Consider the following 21,177-nt stretch of genomic DNA (forward strand, 5'->3'; position numbering starts at 1 on the left):
GGGTCTCAGAAAAGCCGTTGCGCCCCGGGCCCGGGCACCGGATTCTTGTGCCTCATGCCCTACGCACAGCGTCCCGCGGCGCTCACCGACGCGCCCGCCATCACCGAACTGCTCAACAAGGTCGACGAGATCGAGATCGGCCGGCCCGAGACCGACCTGCACATCGTCGAGGCCGAACTCAAGCATCCCGGTACCGATCTGGAGCGGGACTCCTGGCTCGCCTGGGACGGGGACCGCCTGGTGGCGTACGGGCTGCTGTGGGACGAGTCCGGCGGCGAACGCGTCGACATCGACCAGTACGTCCTGCCCGAGCACCAGGGGGCCGCCGCCCGGATGCTGGAGGCGATGGAGGCCAGGGCGCTGGAGAAGGCCCGGGAGAACGGGGCGGAACGGGCGGTGGTGCACCTGCGCCTCAATGTGGCGCCCACCCTCGACACCGGACTGCTCCGGGCGCGCGACTGGCGGGTCGTACGCCGGTACCACGTACTGCGCCGCCCCCTGGACCCCGCGCGGGACACGTTCCCCGAGGTGCCCGCCGGCGTCCGGGTGCGGGACTGCGCCGCCGAGGCGGACCGGTCGCGCGTCCACGAGCTGTACCAGGCGTCCTTCGCCCACCACTTCGACTTCCAGCCGCGCAGCTACGAGACGTGGCTGCACGACATCGACGCCGGGGGACTGGACTGGTCCCTGGTGTGGATCGTCGGCACCGAGGAGCTGGGGGACGCCGGTTTCCTGCTCGCGCGGGACGACCGCGAGGCCATGGGGTGGATCCGCAGCCTCGGCGTACTCCCCGCGGCCCGCGGCCGCGGACTGGGCGGATTCCTGCTGCGGCACGCGTTCGCGGCCTTCGCGGCGCGCGGACGGGACACCGTCGGGCTCGGCGTGGACACCGAGAACGCCACGGGAGCACCCAGGCTGTACGACCGCCACGGCATGACGGTCCACTACGCCGTCGACACCTGGGAGGCGACGGTCGGCCGACGCCGGCGCACCGGCTAGAGCAGGCTGCTCCAGTACGACCGGAAACGGGTCAGGACCAGCAGCACGACCACGCCGTACCAGCCGGCCAGCAGCAGCCAGTGGGACTCCAGGACCAGGTCCAGGGCGGCGCGACCACGCCGGGGCACGGGAATGACGCCGTGCGCGCAGTTGCGCAGGGTCACGTACCAGAACAGGGCGATGGTCACCACCCAGACGACGGCGCAGTACGGGCAGAGGCGGTCGAGTTCGTACAGCGACTGCCAGATCAGCCAGTGGACGAACCCCACCGCCGCCAGCGCCCCGCCGTTCAGCGCCAGCCACAGCGCCCGGTGCAGCCGCGCCCCCGTCAGCACGGTCACACCGAGGACGGCCACCGCGGCGAAGGCACCCAGGCCGATCAGCATGTTGGGAAAGCCCAGCAGATTCCCCTGCGGGCTCGCCATGGCGCTGCCGCAGCCCACCACCGGGCTGATGTCGCACGACGGCACGTGGTCGGGGTCCTTGAGCAGCCGCCGGTCGTCGATCGCCAGGCGCAGGGAGGCGAGCCAGCCGACGACCCCGGCCAGCGTCATCAGCCATCCGACGCGCCTCCCCGGCGCCTTCGCCGTGCCGGCCGCCCCGCTCATACGGCCCGCCGTCCGCCCGACGCGGTGGCGGCGGCCGTGCGCCGCCGGTAGACCACGTACGGGCGTACGAGGTAGCCGACCGGCGCGCTCCACACATGGACGAGACGGGTGAACGGCCAGGCGGCGAAGAGCAGACAGGCGGTGAGCGCGTGGAGCTGGAACAGCAGCGGGGCCCCGGCGATCGCCCCGGGCTCGGGGGAGAGGGTGAACAGCCCCCGGAACCACACCGAGACGGTGGAGCGGTAGTCGTAACCGGCGCCGAAGACGTTGTGGGCGGCGGTGGCGGTGATGCCGAGCAGCACGGTCGCGGACAGCAGCGGGAAGAGGACCTTGTCGCTGCGGTCGGTGCGCAGCCGGATCCGGCGGCTCAGCAGCCGGCGGGCGCACAGCATGCCGAGCCCGGTGACCATGGCGACCCCGGCGACCGAACCCGCCCACACGGCGACGGTGTGGTACGTGTGCTCGTCGACGCCGGCGGCCTCGGTCCAGGAGGCCGGCACCGCGAGACCGGCGACATGCCCGCCGATCACCATGAACGCGCCGAGGTGGAACAGCGGGCTGCCCCAGCGCAGCCACCGGTGCTCCAGGAGCTGGCTGGTGCGCGAGGTCCAGCCGAACTGGTCCTGGCGGTAGCGCCAGACGTGCCCGACGGCGAACACCGCGAGGCAGATGTAGGGGACGGCGACCCAGAGGAGCAGATCGGCTGCGGAGGTGTTCATCAGAGGTCTTCCTGACGGTGCGCGGCGGACGGCGGCGCGAGGGTGGGCGGAGCCTGCTCGGGCGGGACGAACGAGCCCGGCGGCGCGAACTCACCGGCTCCGTGAGCCCCGTACGGGTCGATCCCGACGTCCTCGTTCGGCGGGCCCTCGGCGGCCAGTTCGGCCACCGCCCGCAGATCGGCCTCGGTGGGCGGCGGCAACAGCGCGATCAGTGCCGCGAGGACGTGCAGGTAGGGGGAGGCCGCGTCGGTCAGGGCGCGGTGGATCAGTTCGATGCCGCGCCGGTGCTGGCGCAGCGGGGCCTCGCCCCGGCCGGGGCCGGTCAGGGCGGCGAACTCGAGGACGACCGGGAGGTGGTCGGGGAGTTCGCCGCCGTCGGTCTCCCAGCCGGCCGCGCGGTACCGCTGGGCGAGGGTGAGCAGGGCCATGCCGCGGCGGCGGGTGTCGCCGTGCAGGTAGTAGGTGAGGTAGAGGCTGCTCTTGCGGCGCAGGTCGAACATCTCGACGTAGTGCCGCTCCAGGGCGTCGGTCTCCTGCCCCGTGAACCAGGCGGTGAACTCGGCCAGGTGCCCGGCCGCCGGCGAGGGCGGCAGCGCCCCGACGGCGGCGGTGAGCACCGGCCGGGCGGCGGCGAGACCGGCGTCGGGGTACTGCAGCAGCAGCGACATCAGCCGCAGCAGCAGCGCCCGTTGCTCCGTCTCCTCGGGGGTGAGCGGCGCGGTGCGGGAGGCTCTGTCCGGACGGCGCAGGGCGGCCCGGACCCGGGTGCGGACTATCCCGGGCACGGTGGCGGGAAGGGGGGTCACGGGTGGCCTCCGGCGGGGGTGTCGGTGGTGCGGCGGCGCAGGGTGGGGATGCCGAGCATCACGCGGCGGCCGTCGCCGGCCCCCGGCTCGTCGGCGGTCTCGACGGGGCAGCGGTTCTCCATCGCGGACAGCGCCGCCGCGTCCTCCTTGTGCGCGGCGGGGACGACGTAGCGGTCCTCGTACTTGGCGACGGCGAGCAGCCGGTGCAGGTCCTCGGCCTCCTGCCCGGTGAGGCCGACGGCCTTGACCACGGCCTCGTCGCCCTCCTCGCCGAGGGTGCGCTCGCGCATGTACGAGCGCAGTGCGGTGAGCTTCATCAGGACACCGCCGACCACGTCGGTGTCCCCGGCGGTGAACAGCTCCGCCAGGTACTCCAGCGGGATGCGCAGCCGGGTGACGGCGGCGAACACGTGGTCGGGGTCGTCCTGGTCGCCGCCGGCCGCGTCGACGGCGTCGAGGACGGGGGAGAGCGGCGGCACGTACCAGACCATCGGCAGCGTGCGGTACTCCGGGTGCAGCGGCAGCGCCACCTTGTACTTCGACACCAGGGCGTACACCGGGGAGCGGCGGGCGGCGTCCAGCCAGTCCTCGGGGATGCCCGACTCCCGTGCGGCGGCGACGACTTCGGGGTCGAAGGGGTCCAGGAACACGTTCCGCTGGGCGTCCAGCAGGTCCTTCTCGTCGGGCGTGGCCGCCGCCTCGCCGACCCGGTCGGCGTCGTACAGCAGCAGACCGAGGTAGCGCAGCCGGCCGACGCAGGTCTCGGAGCAGACGGTGGGCTGCCCGGCCTCGATGCGCGGGAAGCAGAACGTGCACTTCTCCGCCTTGCCGGTGGCGTGGTTGACGTACACCTTCTTGTACGGGCACGCCGTCACGCACATCCGCCAGCCGCGGCACTTGTCCTGGTCGACCAGGACGATGCCGTCCTCGACCCGCTTGTACATCGCGCCGGACGGACAGGCCGACACACAGGCCGGGTTGAGGCAGTGCTCGCACAGCCGCGGCAGGTGGAAGAGGAAGGTCTGCTCGAACTCGAACCTGACCTTCTCGGCCCACTCGCCCGACAGGTTGGGGTCGGCGCCGGCGTTCTGGGGGGCACCGCCGAGGCCGTCCTCCCAGTTGGCGCCCCAGGTGATCTCGGTGGGCTTGCCGGTGAGGACCGAGCGGGGCCGGGCGACGGGCATGTCGGGCCCGGCGGGGGCGCTGATGAGGTTGTCGTAGTCGTAGGTGACCGGCTCGTAGTAGTCCTCCAGGGACGGCAGGTCGGGGTTGGAGAACAGCGACAGCAGCCGCTTGACCCGGCCGCCGGAGCGCAGGACCAGGCGCCCGCGCTTGTCGAGCATCCAGCCGCCCTTCCACTGCTCCTGGTCCTCGTAGCGGCGGGGGTAGCCGACACCGGGCTTGGTCTCGACGTTGTTGAACCAGGCGTACTCGACACCGGTGCGGTTGGTCCACGTCTGCTTGCAGGTGACCGAGCAGGTGTGGCACCCGATGCACTTGTCGAGGTTCATCACCATCGCGATCTGGGCCATCACTCGTCCGACAGTGGCTTCGCCACGGGGCATGTCAGTACTCCACTTGCTGGCTGCGGCGACGGATGACGGTGACCTCGTCACGCTGGTTGCCGGTCGGGCCGTAGTAGTTGAAGGCGTAGGTGAACTGCGCGTAGCCGCCGGCGAGATGGGTGGGCTTGAGGAGCAGCCTTGTCAGCGAGTTGTGCATGCCGCCGCGCTTGCCGCTGATCTCCGTCTTCGGCACGTTTATGTTGCGGTCCTGGGCGTGGTACATGTACACGGTGCCCTCGGGCATCCGATGGGTGACCACGGCCCGGCAGGCGACGACACCGTTGCGGTTGTACGCCTCGATCCACTCGTTGTCCTTGACGCCGATCTTCTCGGCGTCCGCCGGCGACATCCAGATGACCGGGCCGCCGCGGGACAGGTCGAGCATGTACTTGTTGTCCTGGTAGTTGGAGTGGATGGACCACTTCGAGTGCGGGGTCAGGTAGCGGACCGTGACCTCGGCCCGCCCGTCCTCGTGCAGCCGCTCGTCGCCGTACGCCTGCCGCGCGTTCAACGGCGGCCGGAAAACGGGCAGTTGCTCGCCGAGTTCGGTCATCCAGTCGTGCTGGACGAAGAAGTGCTGGCGGCCGGTGAGGGTGTGCCAGGGCTTCTTGTGCTCGGTGTTGATGACGAACGGGGAGTAGCGGCGCCCGCCGGTCTCCGAACCCGACCACTCGTAGGAGGTCATCACCGAGCGCGGCTGGGTGCGGGTGTCGGCGAAGGTGATCCGCTCCGCTTCGCGTTCGGCGGCGAGTTCCACCAGGCCCTCGCTGCCGGTCTGCCGCTCCAGCTCGCGGAAGCCCTCGGTGGCCAGCCGGCCGTTGGTGGTGCCGGACAGGGCCAGGATCGCCTCGCACATGTCGGAGGCGGTGGCCAGCGACGGCCGGCCGGCGGCCACACCGTCGCGGACGGTCCCGCAACGGTGGCGCAGGTCCTCGATCTCCCGGTCGGGGTGGACGGTGACGCCCTTGGTGGTGGTGCCCAGGGTGTCAAGCAGCGGACCGATGGCGCGCATCTTCTGCGCGACGGCCGCGTAGTCCCGCTCGACGACCACCAGCTTGGGCATGGTGCGTCCGGGAACCGGCTCGCACTCGCCGGCCCTCCAGTCCCGCACCACCCCGCCGGGCTGGGCGAGTTCGTCGGGGGTGTCGTGAGCCAGCGGCACCGCCAGGACGTCGGTGCGCGTCCCCAGGTGCCCGGCGGCCAGCTCGCTGAACCGGTCGGCGATGGTGAGGAAGGTGTCGTAGTCGGTACGGGCCTGCCAGGGCGGGGCGATGGCCGGGGTGAAGGCGTGCACGAAGGGGTGCATGTCCGTGCTGGACAGGTCGTCCTTCTCGTACCACGTCGCGGCCGGCAGGACGACGTCGGAGAGCAGACCGGTGGAGGTCATCCGGAAGTCCATGGTGACCAGCAGGTCGAGCTTGCCCTCGGGCGCCTCGTCCCGCCAGACCACCTCCCGCGGGCGCCCCTCCGACGGGGTCTCCGCGGAGCGGACGTCCGCGTCCGTGCCCAGCAGATGGCGCAGGAAGTACTCGTTGCCCTTGCCGGAGGAACCCAGCAGGTTCGCCCGCCACACGGTCAGCACGCGCGGGAAGTTGGCCGGGTCGTCGGGGTCCTCGACGGCGAACCGCAGCCGCCCCGACTTCAGCTCGTCCACGATGTGCTCGGCGACCGGACGCCCCCGCTGGGCCGCCTCGTCCGCCAGGTCCAGGGGGTTGCGGTCGAAGCCGGGGTGACCGGGCGTCCAGCCCAGCCGCACGGCCTGCGCCAGGCAGTCGGCGAACGTCCTGCCGGCGAGCTTCCCCTCCCCCACGGGGGAGGCCAGCTCGTCCGTCCCGAACGCCTCGTACCGCCACTGGTCGGAGTTCATGTACCAGTAGGAGGTGCCGGTCATGTGCCGGGTCGGCCGCTGCCAGTCGAAGGCGAACGCCAGGTGCTGGAAACCGGTGAGCGGACGCACCTTCTCCTGGCCGACGTAGTGCGCCCAGCCACCGCCGTTGACACCCTGGCAGCCGGTCATGGTGGTCAGCGCCAGGAACGCCCGGTAGATGGTGTCGGAGTGGAACCAGTGATTGGTGCCGGCCCCCAGCGCGATCATGGAACGGCCGCCTGTGCGCTCGGCGTTGCGGGCGAACTCCCGCGCGATCCGGGCCGCCTGCTCCGCCGGCACGGACGTGATCGTCTCCTGCCAGGCCGGGGTGTGCGGCTCGCCGGCGTCGTCGTACGAGGACGGCCAGCGGCCCGGCAGACCCGCCCGCTCCACCCCGTACTGGGCCAGCATCAGATCGAAGACGGTGGTGACCCGGCGCCCGCCGACGGTGCGGACCGGCACCCCGCGGACCATGGTCGTACCGCCCTCGGTGGCGCCCTCGTCGAAGCGGGGCAGCGTGACCTCGGCCGTCTCCACGGTCCGCTCCAGCAGGGACAGTTCGGGCGTCACCTCGCCGAGGTCGAGGTTCCAGCGGCCCTGCTCGCCCTTGGCCCAGCGGAAGCCGAGCGAGCCGTTCGGCACGACCGGCTCACCCGTGGCCGCGTCGATCAGGACGGTCTTGGCGCCGGCGTTCTCCTCCTCGTGGCCGAGGTCGGCCGCGGTCAGGAACCCGTCCGGGACGAGACCGCCGTCCGCGTGCTCGCGCAGGGTGATCAGGAACGGCGCGTCGGTGAACTTGCGCAGGTAGTCCTGGAAGTAGGGCACCTCGCGGTCGACGAGGAACTCCTTCAGGATGACGTGGCCCATGGCCATCGCCAGCGCGCCGTCGGTGCCCGGGTGCGGGGACATCCACTCGTCGGCGTGCTTGACGTTGTCGGCGTAGTCGGGGCTGACGGCGACGACCTTGGTGCCGTTGTAGCGGGACTCGGTGAGGAAGTGCGCGTCGGGCGTGCGGGTGACCGGGATGTTGGAACCCCACATGATGAGGTAACCGGCGTTCCACCAGTCCGCCGCCTCCGGCACGTCCGTCTGGTCGCCGAAGACCTGCGGGGAGGCGACCGGCAGATCGGCGTACCAGTCGTAGAACGACAGCAGGGTGCCGCCGATCAGCGACATGAACCGGGAACCGGCCGCGAAGGACGCCATCGACATCGCCGGGATCGGGGAGAAACCGGTGACGCGGTCCGGGCCGTACTCCTTGACGGTGTGCACATGGGCGGCGGCGACCAGCTCGGCCACCTCGTCCCAGTCGGCGCGCACCAGGCCGCCCTTGCCGCGCGCCCGCTTGTAGGCGCGGGCCTTCGCCGGGTCACCGGTGATCTCCGCCCACGCCGCCACCGGGTCACCGAGCCGCTTGCGGGCCTCGCGCCACAGTTTCAGCAGCGCACCGCGCACATACGGGTAGCGGACCCGGCCGGGCGAGTAGGTGTACCAGGAGAACGACGCCCCGCGCGGGCAGCCGCGCGGCTCGTACTCGGGGCAGTCGGTGCCGATCGACGGGTAGTCGGTGGCCTGGTGCTCCCAGGTGATGATGCCATCCTTGACGTACACCATCCAGGAGCAGGAACCGGTGCAGTTGACGCCGTGGGTGGAGCGCACCACCTTGTCGTGGGACCAGCGGTCCCGGTAGAACCCCTCCCACTTCGGGTCGCCCTCACCGAACACCGCGCGCCCGTCGGGCGAGACCTCACGGCGGTTCAGCAGTCTGCGCGCGGCCAGCGGCCAGGTACCCGGTACGGGCTTCTGTCCCCGGCGTGCGCTCTGATCGTTCTCCATGGTCAGGAACCTAGGTTTCCGCCGGGGCGCCGGCCTTGGGCCGAACGGCCCCGGTCCCGGTCCTACCGGCCCGGTCCCCGGCCCTCCGCCGGGACCCAGGGCCCCGGCGGGCCGGGTCAGGCGTACAGGTCCGTGCTCAGATACCGCTCCCCGGTGTCGGGCAGCACGACCACGATCAGCGCGCCCCGGTGCCGCGGGTACCGGGCGACGGTGGTGGCGGCGTGGAGGGCGGCACCACCCGAGACGCCGACGAGAACGCCCTCGTGGCGGGCCAGCCTGCGGGCCGCCTCCTGGGCCCCGGACGGGGAGACGCGGCACACCTCGTCGTAGACGGCGGTGTCCAGGACGTCGGGGACGAATACGGCACCGAGACCCTGGACGCGGTGCGGGCCGGGGGAGCCGCCGGAGAGCACCGCCGACTCGGCCGGCTCCACGGCCACCACGGTGACCTCCGGCTTCTTCTCCTTGAGCACCTGGCCGACGCCCGTCACGGTGCCGCCGGTGCCCACCCCGGCCACCAGGACGTCGACCTGTCCCGCGGTGTCCTGCCAGATCTCCTGGGCGGTGGTACGGCGGTGCACGCCGGGGTTGGCCGGGTTGGTGAACTGCTGCGGCACGAACCAGCCGTGCCGTGCGGCCAGTTCGGCGGCGCGGGCGACGGCCCCGCGCATGCCCTCGGTGGCCGGGGTCAGGACCAGCTCGGCGCCGTACGCGCGCAGCAGGGCACGCCGCTCCAGGCTCATGCTCTCGGGCATGGTGAAGGTGACCGGGTACCCCTTGGCGGCGGCCACCGTCGCCAGGCCGACGCCGGTGTTGCCGCTGGTCGGTTCGACAGCACCTCGACGACACGGGCGCCGTGCAGGGCGGGGTCCTTGCGGCAGGCCGTCCGCAGGTCTTCCAGGAACATGAGGGGTCCTTGTACGGGCGTGGTCGACGGTGGCCGGTGGATGGACGAGGGCGGCCCTCGACGGTGGGGGCGGCGGAGGAGCACGACGCCGGGGCCTCCCGCGCGCCGTCGTCGGAGGACGAGTGGCGGAGCCGCGGGCGGTCAGAACGCCGGCCGGCCCGTCCGGCGCGGCGGTACCGGGCGGTCCCGGACACCGTCGTCCGGGCCGGCGCCACCGGCCGGTGCCCGCGTCAGCCCGTGTGACATCGGCGCCGCGCCCCTCGGAGGGGGAGCGGGAGGGGGCGCCGGGCGTGCGGATACGCCCGGCCGGGGTGGCTGCCGTGGTCCATGGGAGCGGACGCTGGACTGCGCGGTCCGCGCCCCACCTGGGCCGAAGTTCCCACCAGCGCCCGGCCGTTCGGCCCCGTTGCGGAGCGGTGGGCCGGGACCGGTGGACACCTCCACGGGTCCGCCCGGCCCAGGTGGCGTGGCCGCGGTACGGACGATGCTGTGACGTGACCGGCCGGGAAGCGACACGGACCGTCACGTCACCCTGCGCGGCCACGTCTTCTCGTGCCACGGGCCGGGCAGCAGGCGCGGCGAGCTCCCGGACCGGTCACCGTCCGGCCGTTCCTCAGCCACGGCCGGACGCGCGGTCCACCACGTTCCGGGCCGGCCACCACCCGGGCCGGCCGCCCGGTGACCCGGGTCCCGTCAGGGAACGCGGTGGACCGCGCCGCTCTCACCCGCACGAGCCGGCCACCGCCGACGGCACCCCCGTGTGTACTCCCGCCCTCGCGGACACCGCGCGCCCTTCCGGCTCCCGTCCTCGCGGACACCACTCCCGTGGAAGCGGCCTGTCGGGGCTGCGGTCCCCGCCCTTCCCGCTCCCGCCCTCCCTCGCGGCGGGCGGGCCGTTCGGACGGCACGGTCGCCGCGAGGGAGGGACCATCGGCCCACCCGATCGGGACTGATCGGCCGGGGTGCCGGCCCGGCCCGGTGCACGAGGCTGGTGCCGACCGATCCGGAGGTATCCCGTGCACCACCGCAACCAGCATCCGTGCGGATGTGTCCCCCGCAATTTCCCGTCGCGGGCGCTGAATGCGGCACGGACCGGTCACAGTCCGGCCGCCCGGCCCGTCGTCTGCCACGACTCCCGGGCGGCCGGACGAACACTCGCCACGACCCGGGCGCGGGGGACCCGATGAGCGGCGCACGCGCGATCCGCCGGCAGCACCAGGACGTCACCGACCGGCCCTTCATCGTCATCTGGGAATCCACCCGCGCCTGCCCGCTGGCCTGCCTGCACTGCCGGGCCGAGGCCGTACCGGACCGCGATCCGCGCGAGCTGGACACGGCCGCGGCCAAGGACCTCCTGGCCCAGATCGCCGCGTTCGGGCAGCCCGCCCCGCTGTTCGTGATCACCGGCGGCGACCCGTTCCAGCGCCCCGACCTCAACGAGCTGATCGCCCACGGCAAGGAGGCCGGCGTCCGCGTCGCCGTGTCGCCGTCCGGCACCACGACGCTCACCCCCGAGCGGCTGCGGGAGGTGCACGAGGCCGGAGCCGTCGGACTCTCCCTCAGCCTGGACGGCTCCACCGCCGAACTGCACGACGGCTTCCGCGGGGTGCCCGGCGTGTACGGCTGGACACTCGACGCGTGGGACGCCGCCCGCGCCATGGGCATGAAGGTGCAGATCAACACCACCGTCGCCCGGCACAACCTGCACGACCTGCCGGACGTCGTCCGTCTCGTCCGCGACCACGGGGCGATGCTGTGGAGCGCCTTCTTCCTGGTGCCCACCGGACGCGGCCGGCAGCTCGGCGAACTCACCCCCGCCGAGACCGAGGACGTACTCAACTTCGTGTACGACGTCGGCCTCACCGTGCCCGCCAAGACCACCGAGGCCCACCACTTCCGCCGGGTGGCGATCCAGCGCGAGATCCTCGCCCGGGCCGGCGACGACCATGTGGCGGTGCTGGGACTCGGCCCGCTCTACCGGGAGTTGCGGGAGCGCTCCGCCCGGCTCGGCCTGGACGCCGGGGGACGGCGGGCCCGGCGCCCGCCGCTGGACGTCAACGCCGCCCGCGGCTTCGTCTTCGTGTCGCACACCGGCACCGTGCACCCCAGCGGATTCCTCCCCCTGGGCGCCGGCAGCGTACGCACCCGCCCCCTGACCGAGATCTACCGCACCTCGGAGCTGTTCACCGGCCTGCGGGACCCCGACCGGCTGGGCGGACGGTGCGGGACGTGCGAGTTCCGCCGGGTCTGCGGAGGCTCACGGTCCCGCGCGTACGGCGTCACCGGCGACCCGTACGCCGAGGAGCCCTGGTGCGGCTACCAGCCGGGATCCTTCACCCGCCGGCCCGATCTGGCGGCGGCCCTTCTCAACACCCTGCCGGGCACCGAGGAGCGGCATGAGCGGCGACCATGACCGCCCCTCCCGGCGGCCCGCCCTCCTGGGCACCGCGGCCGGAGCGGCCCTGACCGTGCTGGCCGTGCTCGCCGCCAACAGCGGCGGGGACACGGACGGACCGGACACCGCGAGCGGCACCGCTGTCACCCGCACCGTCGAGGTCACCCTGGACGACATGCGCGTGCGCCCCGCCCGCATCGACGTCACCGAGGGGACCGTCCTGCGCCTGGAGGTCACCAACACCGACGCGCAGCGCCACGACCTCGAGGTCGAGAACGGCCCCGCCACCCCGCTGCTCGCCCAGGGGCAGAGCCGCACCCTCGACCTCGGGCCGGTCACCGAGGACCGCGAGGCCTGGTGCACCCTGCCGGGACACCGCGCGGCCGATATGACCCTGGACATCGTCGTCCGCGGGACGGCCGCCGCCGACAGCCACGACAGCCACGACAGCCACGACAGCCACGACGGCCACGGCGGGCACTCCTCCGACGGCACGGGCCTCGACCTCGGCGCAGGCTTCTCCCCGGACTGGCGGCCGCGCACGGCCGACCTCGCCCCCGCACCGGAGGGACGGACCCACAAGCTGGAACTGCGCGCCACCCGCACCACGGCCGAGGTCGCCCCCGGCGTCGAACAGCAGATGTGGACCTTCGGCGGCACCGCACCCGGCCCCACCCTGCGCGGCAAGGTCGGCGACGTCTTCGAGATCACCCTGGTCAACGACGACGAAACCATGGGCCACGGCATCGACTTCCACGCCGGGTCCCTCGCCCCCGACCGGCCCATGCGCACCCTCCAGCCCGGCGAACGCCTCGTCTACCGCTTCCGCGCGGAGAGGGCCGGGGCCTGGCTGTACCACTGCGGCACCGCCCCCATGCTCCAGCACATCGGCAACGGCATGTACGGCGCCGTCGTCATCGACCCGCCCGGCCTGAAGGAGGTGGACCACGAGTACCTCCTGGTCTCCTCCGAGCTCTACCTCGGCACCCCCGGCAGCACCGCCCAGGTGACCAGGATGCGCGAGGGCACCCCCGACGCCTGGGTCTTCAACGGCGTCGCCGCCCAGTACGCGAAGCGGCCCCTGACCGTGAAGGCCGGGGAACGGGCCCGGTTCTGGGTGGTCGACGCCGGGCCGGGCGACCCGGTGGCCTTCCACATCGTCGGAACCGCCTTCGACACGGTGTACAAGGAAGGCGCCTACCTGCTGACACCGGACCGGCCCGGCGGCGCGCAGGTGCTGGACCTGGCCCCGGCCCAGGGCGGCTTCGTCGAGACCACGTTCCCCGGGGCCGGGCACTACTCCTTCGTCGACCACGACATGCGGCACGCCGAGGCCGGCGCACACGGCACCGTGGAGGTGAGCCGGTAGTGGACACCGTAGGACCCTGGTCCCTGGTGCGCTTCGCGCACGTGGCGGGCGCCGCACTGTGGGTCGGCGGACAGCTCGCCCTGTCCCTGGTGGTCCTGCCGCTCGCCAGGCGCCTGCTCGACCCCGACGCCAAGGCCCGCTTCACCGCCGAGGCGGGACGCCGGTTCGGGATGCTCACCGGCGCGCTGTTCCTGCCGGTGCAGCTCGGCACGGGCATCGCCATGGCCTGGCACAAGGGCGTCACCTGGGCCTCCCTCGCCGAACCCGGCTACGGCCGCACCCTGGCCGCCAAACTCGCCCTGTTCGTCCTGGTGATGGCCGCCGCGGCCGGCCACGGCACCGCCCACGCGCGACACCGCGCCGACCTGGCCCGCGCCCTCGCCGTCGTCTCCCTCGTCGGCTCCCTGGGCGTCGTCCTCCTCGCCACCGCCCTGCCGGCCACCTGAGCGCTCCGCCGGCAGTACGGCGATGTGCCGTCGATCGTCCGCGGCGCCGTCGTGGCCGGGCGCGCCCACGCGGCGGCAGCCGCACATCGGTACGGTCCCGCGCCCCTTCAGGGCGCCGCTGGACCTGCTCGGAGCTTCCCGCGTCCCTTCAGGGCGCCGCCGCCGGACCCGTCCGGGCGCCCCGTGCCGAGGACCCCAGGGCCCCTCGGCGCGGGGCGAGGGGCCGCCCGGCCCATCACCCCGCCCCCGGTGGCGGCGCAGGGTGGAGGAGTACGGGCCGTACTCCTCCACACCGGAGGTTCCCCGGACAGCGAGGAGCCACTGTGCAGACCAAGGAGATAGACGCCACCGCCCTGGAGACGCTGCTGGCCGCGGCGGTGGCGGCACCTTCGATCCACAACACCCAGCCCTGGCGCTTCGGCTTCGACCTGGGCACCCGGGCGGTCACGGTCCACGCCGACCGCAGCCGGGCCCTGGCGCTGGCCGACCCGCACGGACGCGCCCTGTACCTGTCCGCCGGCTCGGCCGTCCTCAACCTGCGGGTCGCCGCCGCCCACCTGGGCTGGCAGCCCGTACCGCACCTGCTGCCGGACCCCCGCGATCCGGAACTGCTGGCCACCGTGCAGCTCACCGTCACCACGGACCCCCCGCCGGCCCACCGCGCCCTGTACCCGGCCGTGGCACGGCGCCACTCCAGCCGGATGCCGTTCACCGGCCGCCCGGTGCCCGAACCGGTCGTCGCCGACATGACCGCCGCCGCGCGGGCCGAGGGCGCCCACCTGTACGTCCCGGACATCCTCCAGACCCGCCGCCTGCTGCGGGTGACGTCGGCGGCCGAGCTGCGCAACGCCACGGACGAGGCCCGTACCGCCGAGACCCGCGCCTGGGTCGCCCCGCCCGGGGCGGGCCCGTACGGCATACCGCTCACCGCCACCCACCCGCTGGACGCCGCGGGACGCATGCCGATGCGCGACTTCACCGGCCGGGTGCCCGTGCCGGGGCGGTCACGGATGCGGTTCGAGCGGCACGCCCAGGTCGCCCTGCTGTGGACCGTCGGCGACCGGCCGCGGGACTGGCTCGCGGCGGGCCAGGCCCTGGAACGCGCGCTGCTGGTGGCCACCGCGCACGGGGTACGGACCTCACTGCTCCACCAGGCCATGGAGTGGCCGGACCTGCGCGAGGCGATGCGGGTCCCCGGCACCCGGTGGTGCCGCCCGCAGGTGCTGATCCGCTTCGGCTACGGCCCCGAGGCGAAGGGCACCCCGCGCGCCGCGGTACATCCGGCCGGCCGGACGGCCGGTACCGCCCGCCGTTCGGACCCGGATCCGGGGACCGCCGGGCCCCGGCGATGAGGACTGACGGCCCACCCGTTCACCGCCCCCCGTTGCCGATAGTGAGTGTGGGACACCGGGACACAGCCCGGGACCCGCGGCGCCGACTGATCCGGGCCGCACCGCGAACAGGGAGGACAGGCGGCATGCTCCAGCCGTCGGACAAGTCGAATCGAGCAGCGGAACCCGGTGCGGCCGTGACCGGCCGGGCCTGGCTGATGCTGGCCCTGGCCACGGCCGGGTTCGCCCTCAACTTCTGGGCCTGGGCACTGCTCAGCCCCCTCGCCCCCCGGCTGCAGGACTCCTTGGACCTGTCGTCGTTCCAGCAGTCACTGCTGGTGGCGGTCCCCGTCGTGGTGGGCTCCCTGGGCCGCGTCCCGGTCGGCGCGCTCACCGACCGGTTCGGCGGACGGGTGATGTTCCCGCTGGTCTCGGTGGCCACCATCGTGCCCGTGCTCTACCTCGGCCTGGCCGGGCACTCCTCGTTCGCCGGGCTGCTGGCCGGCGGTCTCTTCCTCGGCATCGGCGGCACCTCCTTCGCCGTCGGCGTGCCGTTCGTCAGCGCGTGGTTCCCGCCCGAGCGCCGGGGCCTGGCCATCGGTGTCTTCGGCGCCGGGATGGGCGGCACCGCGATCAGCGCCCTCACCACGGTCAAGCTGGTCGACGCCCACGGGATGGCCAACCCGTTCCTGATCACCTCCGCGGCGCTGGCCGTGTACGCGGTGGTCGCCGCCCTGCTGCTGCGCGACGCCCCCGGACGCACCGTGCCGACCGAGCCGCTGGTGCGCCGGCTGGTCGCGACCTTCAGGCTGGGCATCACCTGGCAGGCGTCCGCCCTGTACGCGGTGGCCTTCGGCGGCTACGTCGCCTTCTCCGTCTACCTGCCCACCTACCTGAAGACCGGTTACGGCCTCGCCCAGGCGGACGCGGCCAACCGCATGGCGGGATTCGTGCTGCTGGCCGTGGCCATGCGGCCGGTCGGCGGCTGGCTGTCGGACCGCATCGGCCCGGTACGGGTGCTCGCCGGCACCCTGGCCTTCGTGGTCGCCGGCGCGTTCGCCCAGTCGTTCACCCCGGGCCTGGCGCCCGCCGGCACCATCGCGTTCCTCGCCATGGCCGCGGCGCTCGGCGCCGGAAGCGGCGCCGTCTTCGCCCTCGTGGCACTGCTGACCCCGGCGAACAAGGTCGGCTCGGTCACCGGCGTCGTCGGTGCGGCCGGCGGCCTCGGCGGCTTCCTGCCGCCGCTGGTCATGGGCGCTCTGTACGGCGCGTACGGCTCCTACGCCGTGGGCCTGGTGCTGCTGGCCCTGGTGGCCGCGGCGGCCCTGGCCTACACCGCGACCGGCGTACGCCGAGGGGCCGCCCGCCGTGTCCCCGCCGCCCAGCCGAACTGACCGTCACCACACCCCCGGAGGAGCCCCACCATGTGCGAGTACTGCGGTTGCCAGTCCCTGACGGCGATCGACGACCTCACCCGCGAGCACGACGCGGTGGTGGACCTGATCAGCCACGTCCGGGACGCCCACCGCGCCGGCGACACCGGCCTGATGGCCCGGCTGGCCCGGCGGATCGGCGCCGTGCTGGAGCCCCACACCCAGGTCGAGGAGCACGGCCTGTTCCCCGCCCTCGCCGACGAGTTCCCCGGGCAGATGGCCGCGCTGGAGGCGGAGCACCGCCTCGTCGAGGCCGTGCTGGAGGAGGCCGCGGCCGGCACACCGCGGGACGTCACCTGGCCGGACCGGCTGATCCGGGCGCTCGACCTGCTGCGCGAGCACATCCTCAAGGAACAGGACGGTGTCTTCCCGGCCGCGCTGGCGGCCCTGTCGACCGAGCAGTGGGAGGAGGTCGAGGCGGTGCGCGCCCGCGTCGGCACGCGCATGGAGCAGCCGGCGGGCTGAGACCGCCCTGTGCCCCGGCCGGACACCCGTCCGGCCGGGGCACAGGGCGGTCTCAGCCCGCCGGGTCAGTCGCGGGTGACCTGGGGAGCGATGTCCTCGGTGTGACCGCGGGCAGGGGCGGTGGGCTTGGCGGCGGCGGCCGTACCGGAGCCGCAGAAGGAGGCGTCCAGCGTGGCGCCGAGTGTGGCGTTCACGGTCCCGTTGTTGGAGGTGTTCGCCAGGGAGGTCATGCTGCGGGCGCCGTCGGCGGTGGTGAAGGCGTAGGTGTAGTAGCCCTGGACGGTGCCGGTGTGACCGTAGACCGTGGTGCCGCAGGAGAGCTTGCGGGCCCTGAGGCCCAGTCCGTAGGACTGCTTCCCGTCCGCGGTGACCGGGACCATGGTGGTCATGTCCTCCAACTGCTCGGCGGGCAGGAGCTTCCCGGACAGCAGCGCGGAGAAGAAGCGGTTGAGGTCCTTCCCGTTGGAGATGACCGCGCCCGCGGACTGGGCCCAGGAGACGGTCTGTTCGGTGGAGTCGACCAGCGGCAGCGTGGTGTCGTCCGGGCGGAGGTAACCACGGGCGTAGGAGCCGGAGATGGTCGTCCGCGGATGGACGTACGAGGTGTTCCGCAGCCGCAGGGGAGCGAAGATGCGCTGTTTGTACTGGGCGGCGACCGGGGTGCCGGTGATGTGCTCGACGATCCGCCCCAGCACGACGAAGTTGGTGTTGGAGTAGCTGTAGGCGGCGCCCGGCGCGTTGTTCAGGGGGCGCGCGGTCGACAGGCCGATGAGCTCCTGGTAGCTGAAGACCTTGTTCCGGACCGCCTCGAAACCCGGGACGGTGTTGTAGAACATGTCGTTGGTGTAGTCGTACAGGCCGCTCCGGTGGCCGAGCAGATGCCGCACGGTGATGCGGTCGTCGAGCAGCGGTTCGGGCAGGTAGCGGTTGGCCGGGGTGTCGAGGTCGACGCGGTCCTCGGCGGCGAGTTGCAGCAGCACCACCGCGGTGAAGGTCTTGCTGACGCTGCCCACGCGGAACCGGCGGCCGGTGTCCATCGCCGTGTGGGCGCCGGTGTCGGCCTCCCCGGTGGCGACGCGGTAGGTGGTGAAGCCCTCGTCGATCCGGGTGAGCGCTCCGGGAGCACCTTGTGAGAGAGCCGTGTCGTGCACGGTGCGTACGGCGGTGAGGTCGGGGGCGGGCAGGGAGGAACCGTCCGCGAGGGCCGGAGCGGCCCCCAGGGTGACGAGCAGGGTGGAGCCGGCGAGCACCAGGCTCACATCTTTGATCCGCATCCGCGTCTTTCCTGATGGTGGGGGAACCGGAGGGCGCCCACGCCCCCGGATCGGCCCAACTCCCGTTGCTCGCGAGGAAGTCGGAGAAGTCACCGGCGGCCGGGGCGGCACCTGGGGCATCGTAGTGCACCATCGGCCGCCCGCCGGGCACCGGGAACCCGGTCACCACACCTATGACACTGAGTACTCAAAACACTGTGACGCCAGGGTTGTTCCGGGCCCGGTCCCTTTCCGTGCCGGGCGGGCCCGGGACCGCGGGAGGATCAGGAGCGCTCGGCGCGGTACAGGCCCCGGCCGCTGCGCCGGATGCGGGAGGTGCCGACGAGGCGGTCGAGGGTGCTGCGGACCGCGTTGATGCTCCCGCTGTCGGTGTCACGGCCGAGGGCCGCCGCCACCTCGCGGGCCCGTACGTCGGCGTCCCCCACCGTGGCGAAGTAGTCGAGGATCTGCTCGGTGAGCCGGCCGTACTTCTTCTGCCCGTCCGCGTCCGTGCCCGCGTCGGCGGAGGAGGGTGTGTCCGCCCGGGGCGCCGGCGCCTGCTGCGGCTCCGCCGCGCCGGCCGGGGCGGGGTCGCGCATCAGTGCCTGGAGGGCGCCGAGAGCCCGCTGAACGGAGCCGAGGTGTGCCACGACGGCGGCCAGTTCCCGCTCCAGGGCCTGCTTCTGCATCCGCAGGCGGTCCAGGTCCTCCTGGAGGCTTTCAGCGGTGATCTCGATGTTGTGCGCCGCGCGGGCTCCAGAGACCATGTGTTCCCCTCGTCCTCGACCTTCCCACCACATCCTATCGCCGACGGCATTGGCACCGTTGCGGCACGGACGGGAGCGGCTGGGGCCGGGGACCGTGTCAGCGCGTGTGGGCGGCCATCCAGTCGGCATAACGGGTGGGGGCGACACGGGCGTCGTCCTTGCCGGTGAGGACGTCCCCGCGGACGACACCGAACATGCCCGCGTCGTCGTCCCTGACAACCGTGTGACGGGTGTCGCCACGGGCCTCCAGGGTGACCCGCCCCAGTTCGTCGAGGGGAAGGACCTCGGGGCCCGCGATGTTGCGGATTCCCCCCAGCGGGGCGCCCGCGGCCACCGAAGCGACCGCGTCGGCCACGTCCTCGGCGGCGATGACCTGGACCGGGGTGCCGGGCAGACGGACGGTGTCCCCTTCGGTGGTCCAGGACAGGACCGCGTCCACGAACTCCATGAACTGGGTGGCACGCACGATGGAGTACGGGACGGGACCGGCGGCCAGGAGTTCCTCCTGGAGGGCCTTCGCCCGGTAGTAGTCCAGCTCCGGCACCTGGTCCACACCGACGATGGAGAGGATGACGAAGTGACGCGCCCCGGCCCTCTCCGCGGCGGCCAGCAGCTTCTCCATCGAGGTCCGGAAGAAGGCGGGCGAGGCCTCGTCGAAGGTGGGGGAGTTCGTCAGGTTGACGATCACCTCGGCACCCGCGACGGCCTTCTCCAGCCCCTCACCGGTGAGCACGTCCACCCCGGTCGAGAGCGAGTGCGGCACCGCGTCGTGACCGGCGGCGTTCAGCTTCTCGACGACCTTCGACCCGATCAGTCCGGTACCGCCGAAGACTGCGATGTTCATGGCGTGCCCTTCCAGGAAGGAGCGACATGGTGTTCACGGCTTGTCCGGCAACATGTTAGTGCCACTGTTGCGGCCGGCAAGACGGAGCGCGCACGTGACGCCGGAAGGCGGACCGTCCGGGTGACGGTCCGCCTCCTGTCCGGTTCGGTCCTACTTGCTGAGCCAGAGGTCGGGGCCGAACACCTCGTAGTGGATGTCCTTCGGGCCGACCCCTTGGGCGAGCAGGTCACCGCGGACGCCCCGCATGAAGGGCAGCGGGCCGCACAGGAACGCGCTGACGCCCTCCCGCAGCGTCAGCCGGGTCACGTCGGCCAGGCCCTCGTGGACATGGGGCACCACCGGCTCCCCGGGCGTCTCGTACCACACGTGCAACGCGGCGTTCGGGAGCCGGCCGACGAGCTCCTCCGTCTCCGGACGGTGCGCGTGGTGGGCGGGGGAGCGGTCGGCGTGCAGGACGGTGACGTGACGCTCGGACGCGGTGTCGACCAGGTGGTCCAGCATCGACAGCATGGGCGTGATGCCGATGCCGGCGGAGGCGAGCAGCAGCGGGCTGTCGCCCTCGGGGAGCACGAGGTCGCCGAAGGGCAGGGAGACCTTCACGATGTCACCCGGACGGGCGTGGGCGTGGAGCCAGGACGACACCTCCCCCTCGGGTGCCCGGCCGTCGGCGGACCGCTCCCGCTTCACGGTGATCCGCCAGGTCTTGCGGCCGGGAGCGGTGGAGAGGCTGTACTGGCGTATCTGCTTCGCCCCGTCGGGAAGCTCCACCTGGACACTGACGTACTGGCCGGGGGTGAACGGCTCGGTGGGGTCGCCGTCGGGGCGGCGCAGCTCGAAGGAGGCCGCGTCGACCGACTCCTCGACGCGGTCGGCGATCTCCATGTCCTGCCAGACGGCGCCGTTCTCGACCCCCGCGCCGGCGTACAGCCGTGCCTCCAGGGCGATCAGCGCGTTGGCCATGAGCCAGTACACCTCGTCCCAGGCGGCTCCCACCTCCGGGGTCACGGCGTCCCCGAGGACCTCGCCGACGGCCCCCATCAGATGCCGGCCCACGAGCGTGTACTGGTCGGCGGTGATGCCCAGCGAGGCGTGCTTGTGGGCGATGCGCCCGAGGACGGCGTCGGGACGCTCACCGGGCCGCTCCACCAGCGTGGTGGCGAAGGCCGCGACGGCACCGGCGAGGGCCTCGCGCTGGGCGCCGTTGGCCTGGTTCGCGCGGTTGAACAGGCTGCGCAGCAGATCCGGGCGCTCCTCGAACATACGGCGGTAGAACAGCTCGGTGATGCTGCCGAGGGAAGCCCCGACGGCGGGCAGCGTGGCCCGGACGACCGGGATCGACTGGGTGGAAAGCATCCTCTGGCTCCTTGATCGGCACTGATGTGCTTCGTGGATCGCGCGCAGCAGCATGCTAGTTAATTGTCATCTCAGATTCATATTTAAGAGAGTGTGATCTGCACGACTCTCCCGCACGCACCGCTTCGGCCCGGATCCGCACCGCACGGCAGTCGTGGGGAGCGGGTGCGCCGCCGATGGGCAGCGGGACGGGCAGCACGTCGAGGGCGTACGA

17 protein-coding genes are annotated in these 21,177 nt (G+C 72.9%); 7 read left to right on the forward strand and 10 right to left on the reverse strand.

The window, feature by feature from the left end; genetic code table 11:
- Nucleotides 1-54: 54 nt before the first annotated feature.
- Nucleotides 55-999: a GNAT family N-acetyltransferase gene (locus AMK33_RS26215; RefSeq protein ID WP_073935428.1), complete on the forward strand. Its 945-nt coding sequence runs from the start codon at nt 55-57 to the stop codon at nt 997-999.
- On the opposite strand, the gene AMK33_RS26220 is transcribed toward AMK33_RS26215, so the two are convergent.
- From AMK33_RS26220 to cysK, 6 genes are all read right to left on the reverse strand, one after another.
- Nucleotides 996-1,607: a vitamin K epoxide reductase family protein gene (locus AMK33_RS26220; protein WP_073935429.1), complete on the reverse strand. Its 612-nt coding sequence runs from the start codon at nt 1,605-1,607 to the stop codon at nt 996-998. The genes AMK33_RS26215 and AMK33_RS26220 overlap by 4 nt on opposite strands.
- Nucleotides 1,604-2,326, reverse strand: coding sequence for a respiratory nitrate reductase subunit gamma (gene narI, locus AMK33_RS26225; protein ID WP_073935430.1), 723 nt, complete (start codon nt 2,324-2,326; stop codon nt 1,604-1,606). Before narI ends, AMK33_RS26220 begins: the two co-directional genes overlap by 4 nt.
- Entirely contained in the window at nt 2,326-3,132 is an 807-nt protein-coding gene (gene narJ, locus AMK33_RS26230; protein WP_073935431.1) for a nitrate reductase molybdenum cofactor assembly chaperone, read from the reverse strand. Before narJ ends, narI begins: the two co-directional genes overlap by 1 nt.
- Nucleotides 3,129-4,697, reverse strand: a complete 1,569-nt coding sequence (gene narH, locus AMK33_RS26235) for a nitrate reductase subunit beta (protein WP_073935432.1) — start codon at nt 4,695-4,697, stop codon at nt 3,129-3,131. The genes narJ and narH overlap by 4 nt, the downstream gene beginning before the upstream one ends.
- Nucleotide 4,698: 1 nt before the next feature.
- Nucleotides 4,699-8,400 carry a nitrate reductase subunit alpha gene (locus AMK33_RS26240; protein WP_079194967.1) on the reverse strand — a complete coding sequence of 1,234 codons (3,702 nt, stop codon included), beginning with the start codon at nt 8,398-8,400 and terminating at the stop codon, nt 4,699-4,701.
- A gap of 116 nt (nt 8,401-8,516) precedes the next feature.
- The gene (cysK, locus tag AMK33_RS44950) at nt 8,517-9,866 is read right to left on the reverse strand and encodes a cysteine synthase A (RefSeq protein WP_327379801.1); all 1,350 of its coding nucleotides are present in this window, start codon (nt 9,864-9,866) and stop codon (nt 8,517-8,519) included.
- A 624-nt stretch (nt 9,867-10,490) separates the two neighbouring features.
- Here cysK and AMK33_RS26250 point away from each other — a divergent pair.
- The 6 genes from AMK33_RS26250 to AMK33_RS26275 all read left to right on the forward strand — a co-directional run bounded on the left by AMK33_RS26250 (nt 10,491) and on the right by AMK33_RS26275 (nt 16,746).
- Nucleotides 10,491-11,720, forward strand: a complete 1,230-nt coding sequence (locus tag AMK33_RS26250) for a TIGR04053 family radical SAM/SPASM domain-containing protein (RefSeq protein WP_073935434.1) — start codon at nt 10,491-10,493, stop codon at nt 11,718-11,720.
- The gene (locus AMK33_RS26255) at nt 11,704-13,071 is read left to right on the forward strand and encodes a multicopper oxidase domain-containing protein (protein ID WP_079194968.1); all 1,368 of its coding nucleotides are present in this window, start codon (nt 11,704-11,706) and stop codon (nt 13,069-13,071) included. The genes AMK33_RS26250 and AMK33_RS26255 overlap by 17 nt, the downstream gene beginning before the upstream one ends.
- Nucleotides 13,071-13,517, forward strand: a complete 447-nt coding sequence (locus AMK33_RS26260; protein WP_073935435.1) for a hypothetical protein — start codon at nt 13,071-13,073, stop codon at nt 13,515-13,517. Before AMK33_RS26255 ends, AMK33_RS26260 begins: the two co-directional genes overlap by 1 nt.
- 323 nt (nt 13,518-13,840) lie before the next feature.
- Complete coding sequence (locus tag AMK33_RS26265; RefSeq protein ID WP_073935436.1) at nt 13,841-14,869, forward strand: Acg family FMN-binding oxidoreductase; 1,029 nt, start codon at nt 13,841-13,843, stop codon at nt 14,867-14,869.
- 125 nt (nt 14,870-14,994) lie between these two features.
- Nucleotides 14,995-16,242 (forward strand): MFS transporter, encoded by a 1,248-nt coding sequence (locus AMK33_RS26270; protein WP_073935437.1) that lies wholly within the window; start codon nt 14,995-14,997, stop codon nt 16,240-16,242.
- Nucleotides 16,243-16,272: 30 nt separating this feature from the next.
- Nucleotides 16,273-16,746: a hemerythrin domain-containing protein gene (locus tag AMK33_RS26275; RefSeq protein WP_073935438.1), complete on the forward strand. Its 474-nt coding sequence runs from the start codon at nt 16,273-16,275 to the stop codon at nt 16,744-16,746.
- A 65-nt stretch (nt 16,747-16,811) separates the two neighbouring features.
- Here the strand turns inward: AMK33_RS26275 and AMK33_RS26280 are convergent, their stop codons facing one another.
- The 4 genes from AMK33_RS26280 to AMK33_RS26295 all read right to left on the reverse strand — a co-directional run bounded on the left by AMK33_RS26280 (nt 16,812) and on the right by AMK33_RS26295 (nt 20,963).
- Complete coding sequence (locus tag AMK33_RS26280) at nt 16,812-18,020, reverse strand: serine hydrolase domain-containing protein (protein ID WP_073935439.1); 1,209 nt, start codon at nt 18,018-18,020, stop codon at nt 16,812-16,814.
- 263 nt (nt 18,021-18,283) lie between these two features.
- Nucleotides 18,284-18,766, reverse strand: coding sequence for a hypothetical protein (locus tag AMK33_RS26285; protein WP_073935440.1), 483 nt, complete (start codon nt 18,764-18,766; stop codon nt 18,284-18,286).
- A gap of 97 nt (nt 18,767-18,863) precedes the next feature.
- The gene (locus AMK33_RS26290) at nt 18,864-19,610 is read right to left on the reverse strand and encodes an SDR family oxidoreductase (RefSeq protein WP_073935441.1); all 747 of its coding nucleotides are present in this window, start codon (nt 19,608-19,610) and stop codon (nt 18,864-18,866) included.
- Nucleotides 19,611-19,760: 150 nt separating this feature from the next.
- Complete coding sequence (locus tag AMK33_RS26295; protein ID WP_073935442.1) at nt 19,761-20,963, reverse strand: globin domain-containing protein; 1,203 nt, start codon at nt 20,961-20,963, stop codon at nt 19,761-19,763.
- Nucleotides 20,964-21,177 lie beyond the last annotated feature (214 nt).

Source organism: Streptomyces sp. CB02400, from assembly GCF_001905725.1.
GTDB lineage: Bacteria > Actinomycetota > Actinomycetes > Streptomycetales > Streptomycetaceae > Streptomyces > Streptomyces atrovirens.

Bases quoted from the DNA above. Each gene is read 5' to 3' on its own strand.
- AMK33_RS26285 (WP_073935440.1), bottom strand. From the start codon at position 18,766: ATGGTCTCTGGAGCCCGCGCGGCGCACAACATCGAGATCACCGCTGAA.
- narI (WP_073935430.1), bottom strand. From the start codon at position 2,326: ATGAACACCTCCGCAGCCGATCTGCTCCTCTGGGTCGCCGTCCCCTAC.
- AMK33_RS26270 (WP_073935437.1), top strand. From the start codon at position 14,995: ATGCTCCAGCCGTCGGACAAGTCGAATCGAGCAGCGGAACCCGGTGCG.
- AMK33_RS26275 (WP_073935438.1), top strand. From the start codon at position 16,273: ATGTGCGAGTACTGCGGTTGCCAGTCCCTGACGGCGATCGACGACCTC.
- narH (WP_073935432.1), bottom strand. From the start codon at position 4,697: ATGCCCCGTGGCGAAGCCACTGTCGGACGAGTGATGGCCCAGATCGCG.
- AMK33_RS26255 (WP_079194968.1), top strand. From the start codon at position 11,704: ATGAGCGGCGACCATGACCGCCCCTCCCGGCGGCCCGCCCTCCTGGGC.
- AMK33_RS26215 (WP_073935428.1), top strand. From the start codon at position 55: ATGCCCTACGCACAGCGTCCCGCGGCGCTCACCGACGCGCCCGCCATC.
- AMK33_RS26220 (WP_073935429.1), bottom strand. From the start codon at position 1,607: ATGAGCGGGGCGGCCGGCACGGCGAAGGCGCCGGGGAGGCGCGTCGGA.
- AMK33_RS26295 (WP_073935442.1), bottom strand. From the start codon at position 20,963: ATGCTTTCCACCCAGTCGATCCCGGTCGTCCGGGCCACGCTGCCCGCC.
- AMK33_RS26240 (WP_079194967.1), bottom strand. From the start codon at position 8,400: ATGGAGAACGATCAGAGCGCACGCCGGGGACAGAAGCCCGTACCGGGT.
- AMK33_RS26290 (WP_073935441.1), bottom strand. From the start codon at position 19,610: ATGAACATCGCAGTCTTCGGCGGTACCGGACTGATCGGGTCGAAGGTC.
- AMK33_RS26280 (WP_073935439.1), bottom strand. From the start codon at position 18,020: ATGCGGATCAAAGATGTGAGCCTGGTGCTCGCCGGCTCCACCCTGCTC.
- AMK33_RS26250 (WP_073935434.1), top strand. From the start codon at position 10,491: ATGAGCGGCGCACGCGCGATCCGCCGGCAGCACCAGGACGTCACCGAC.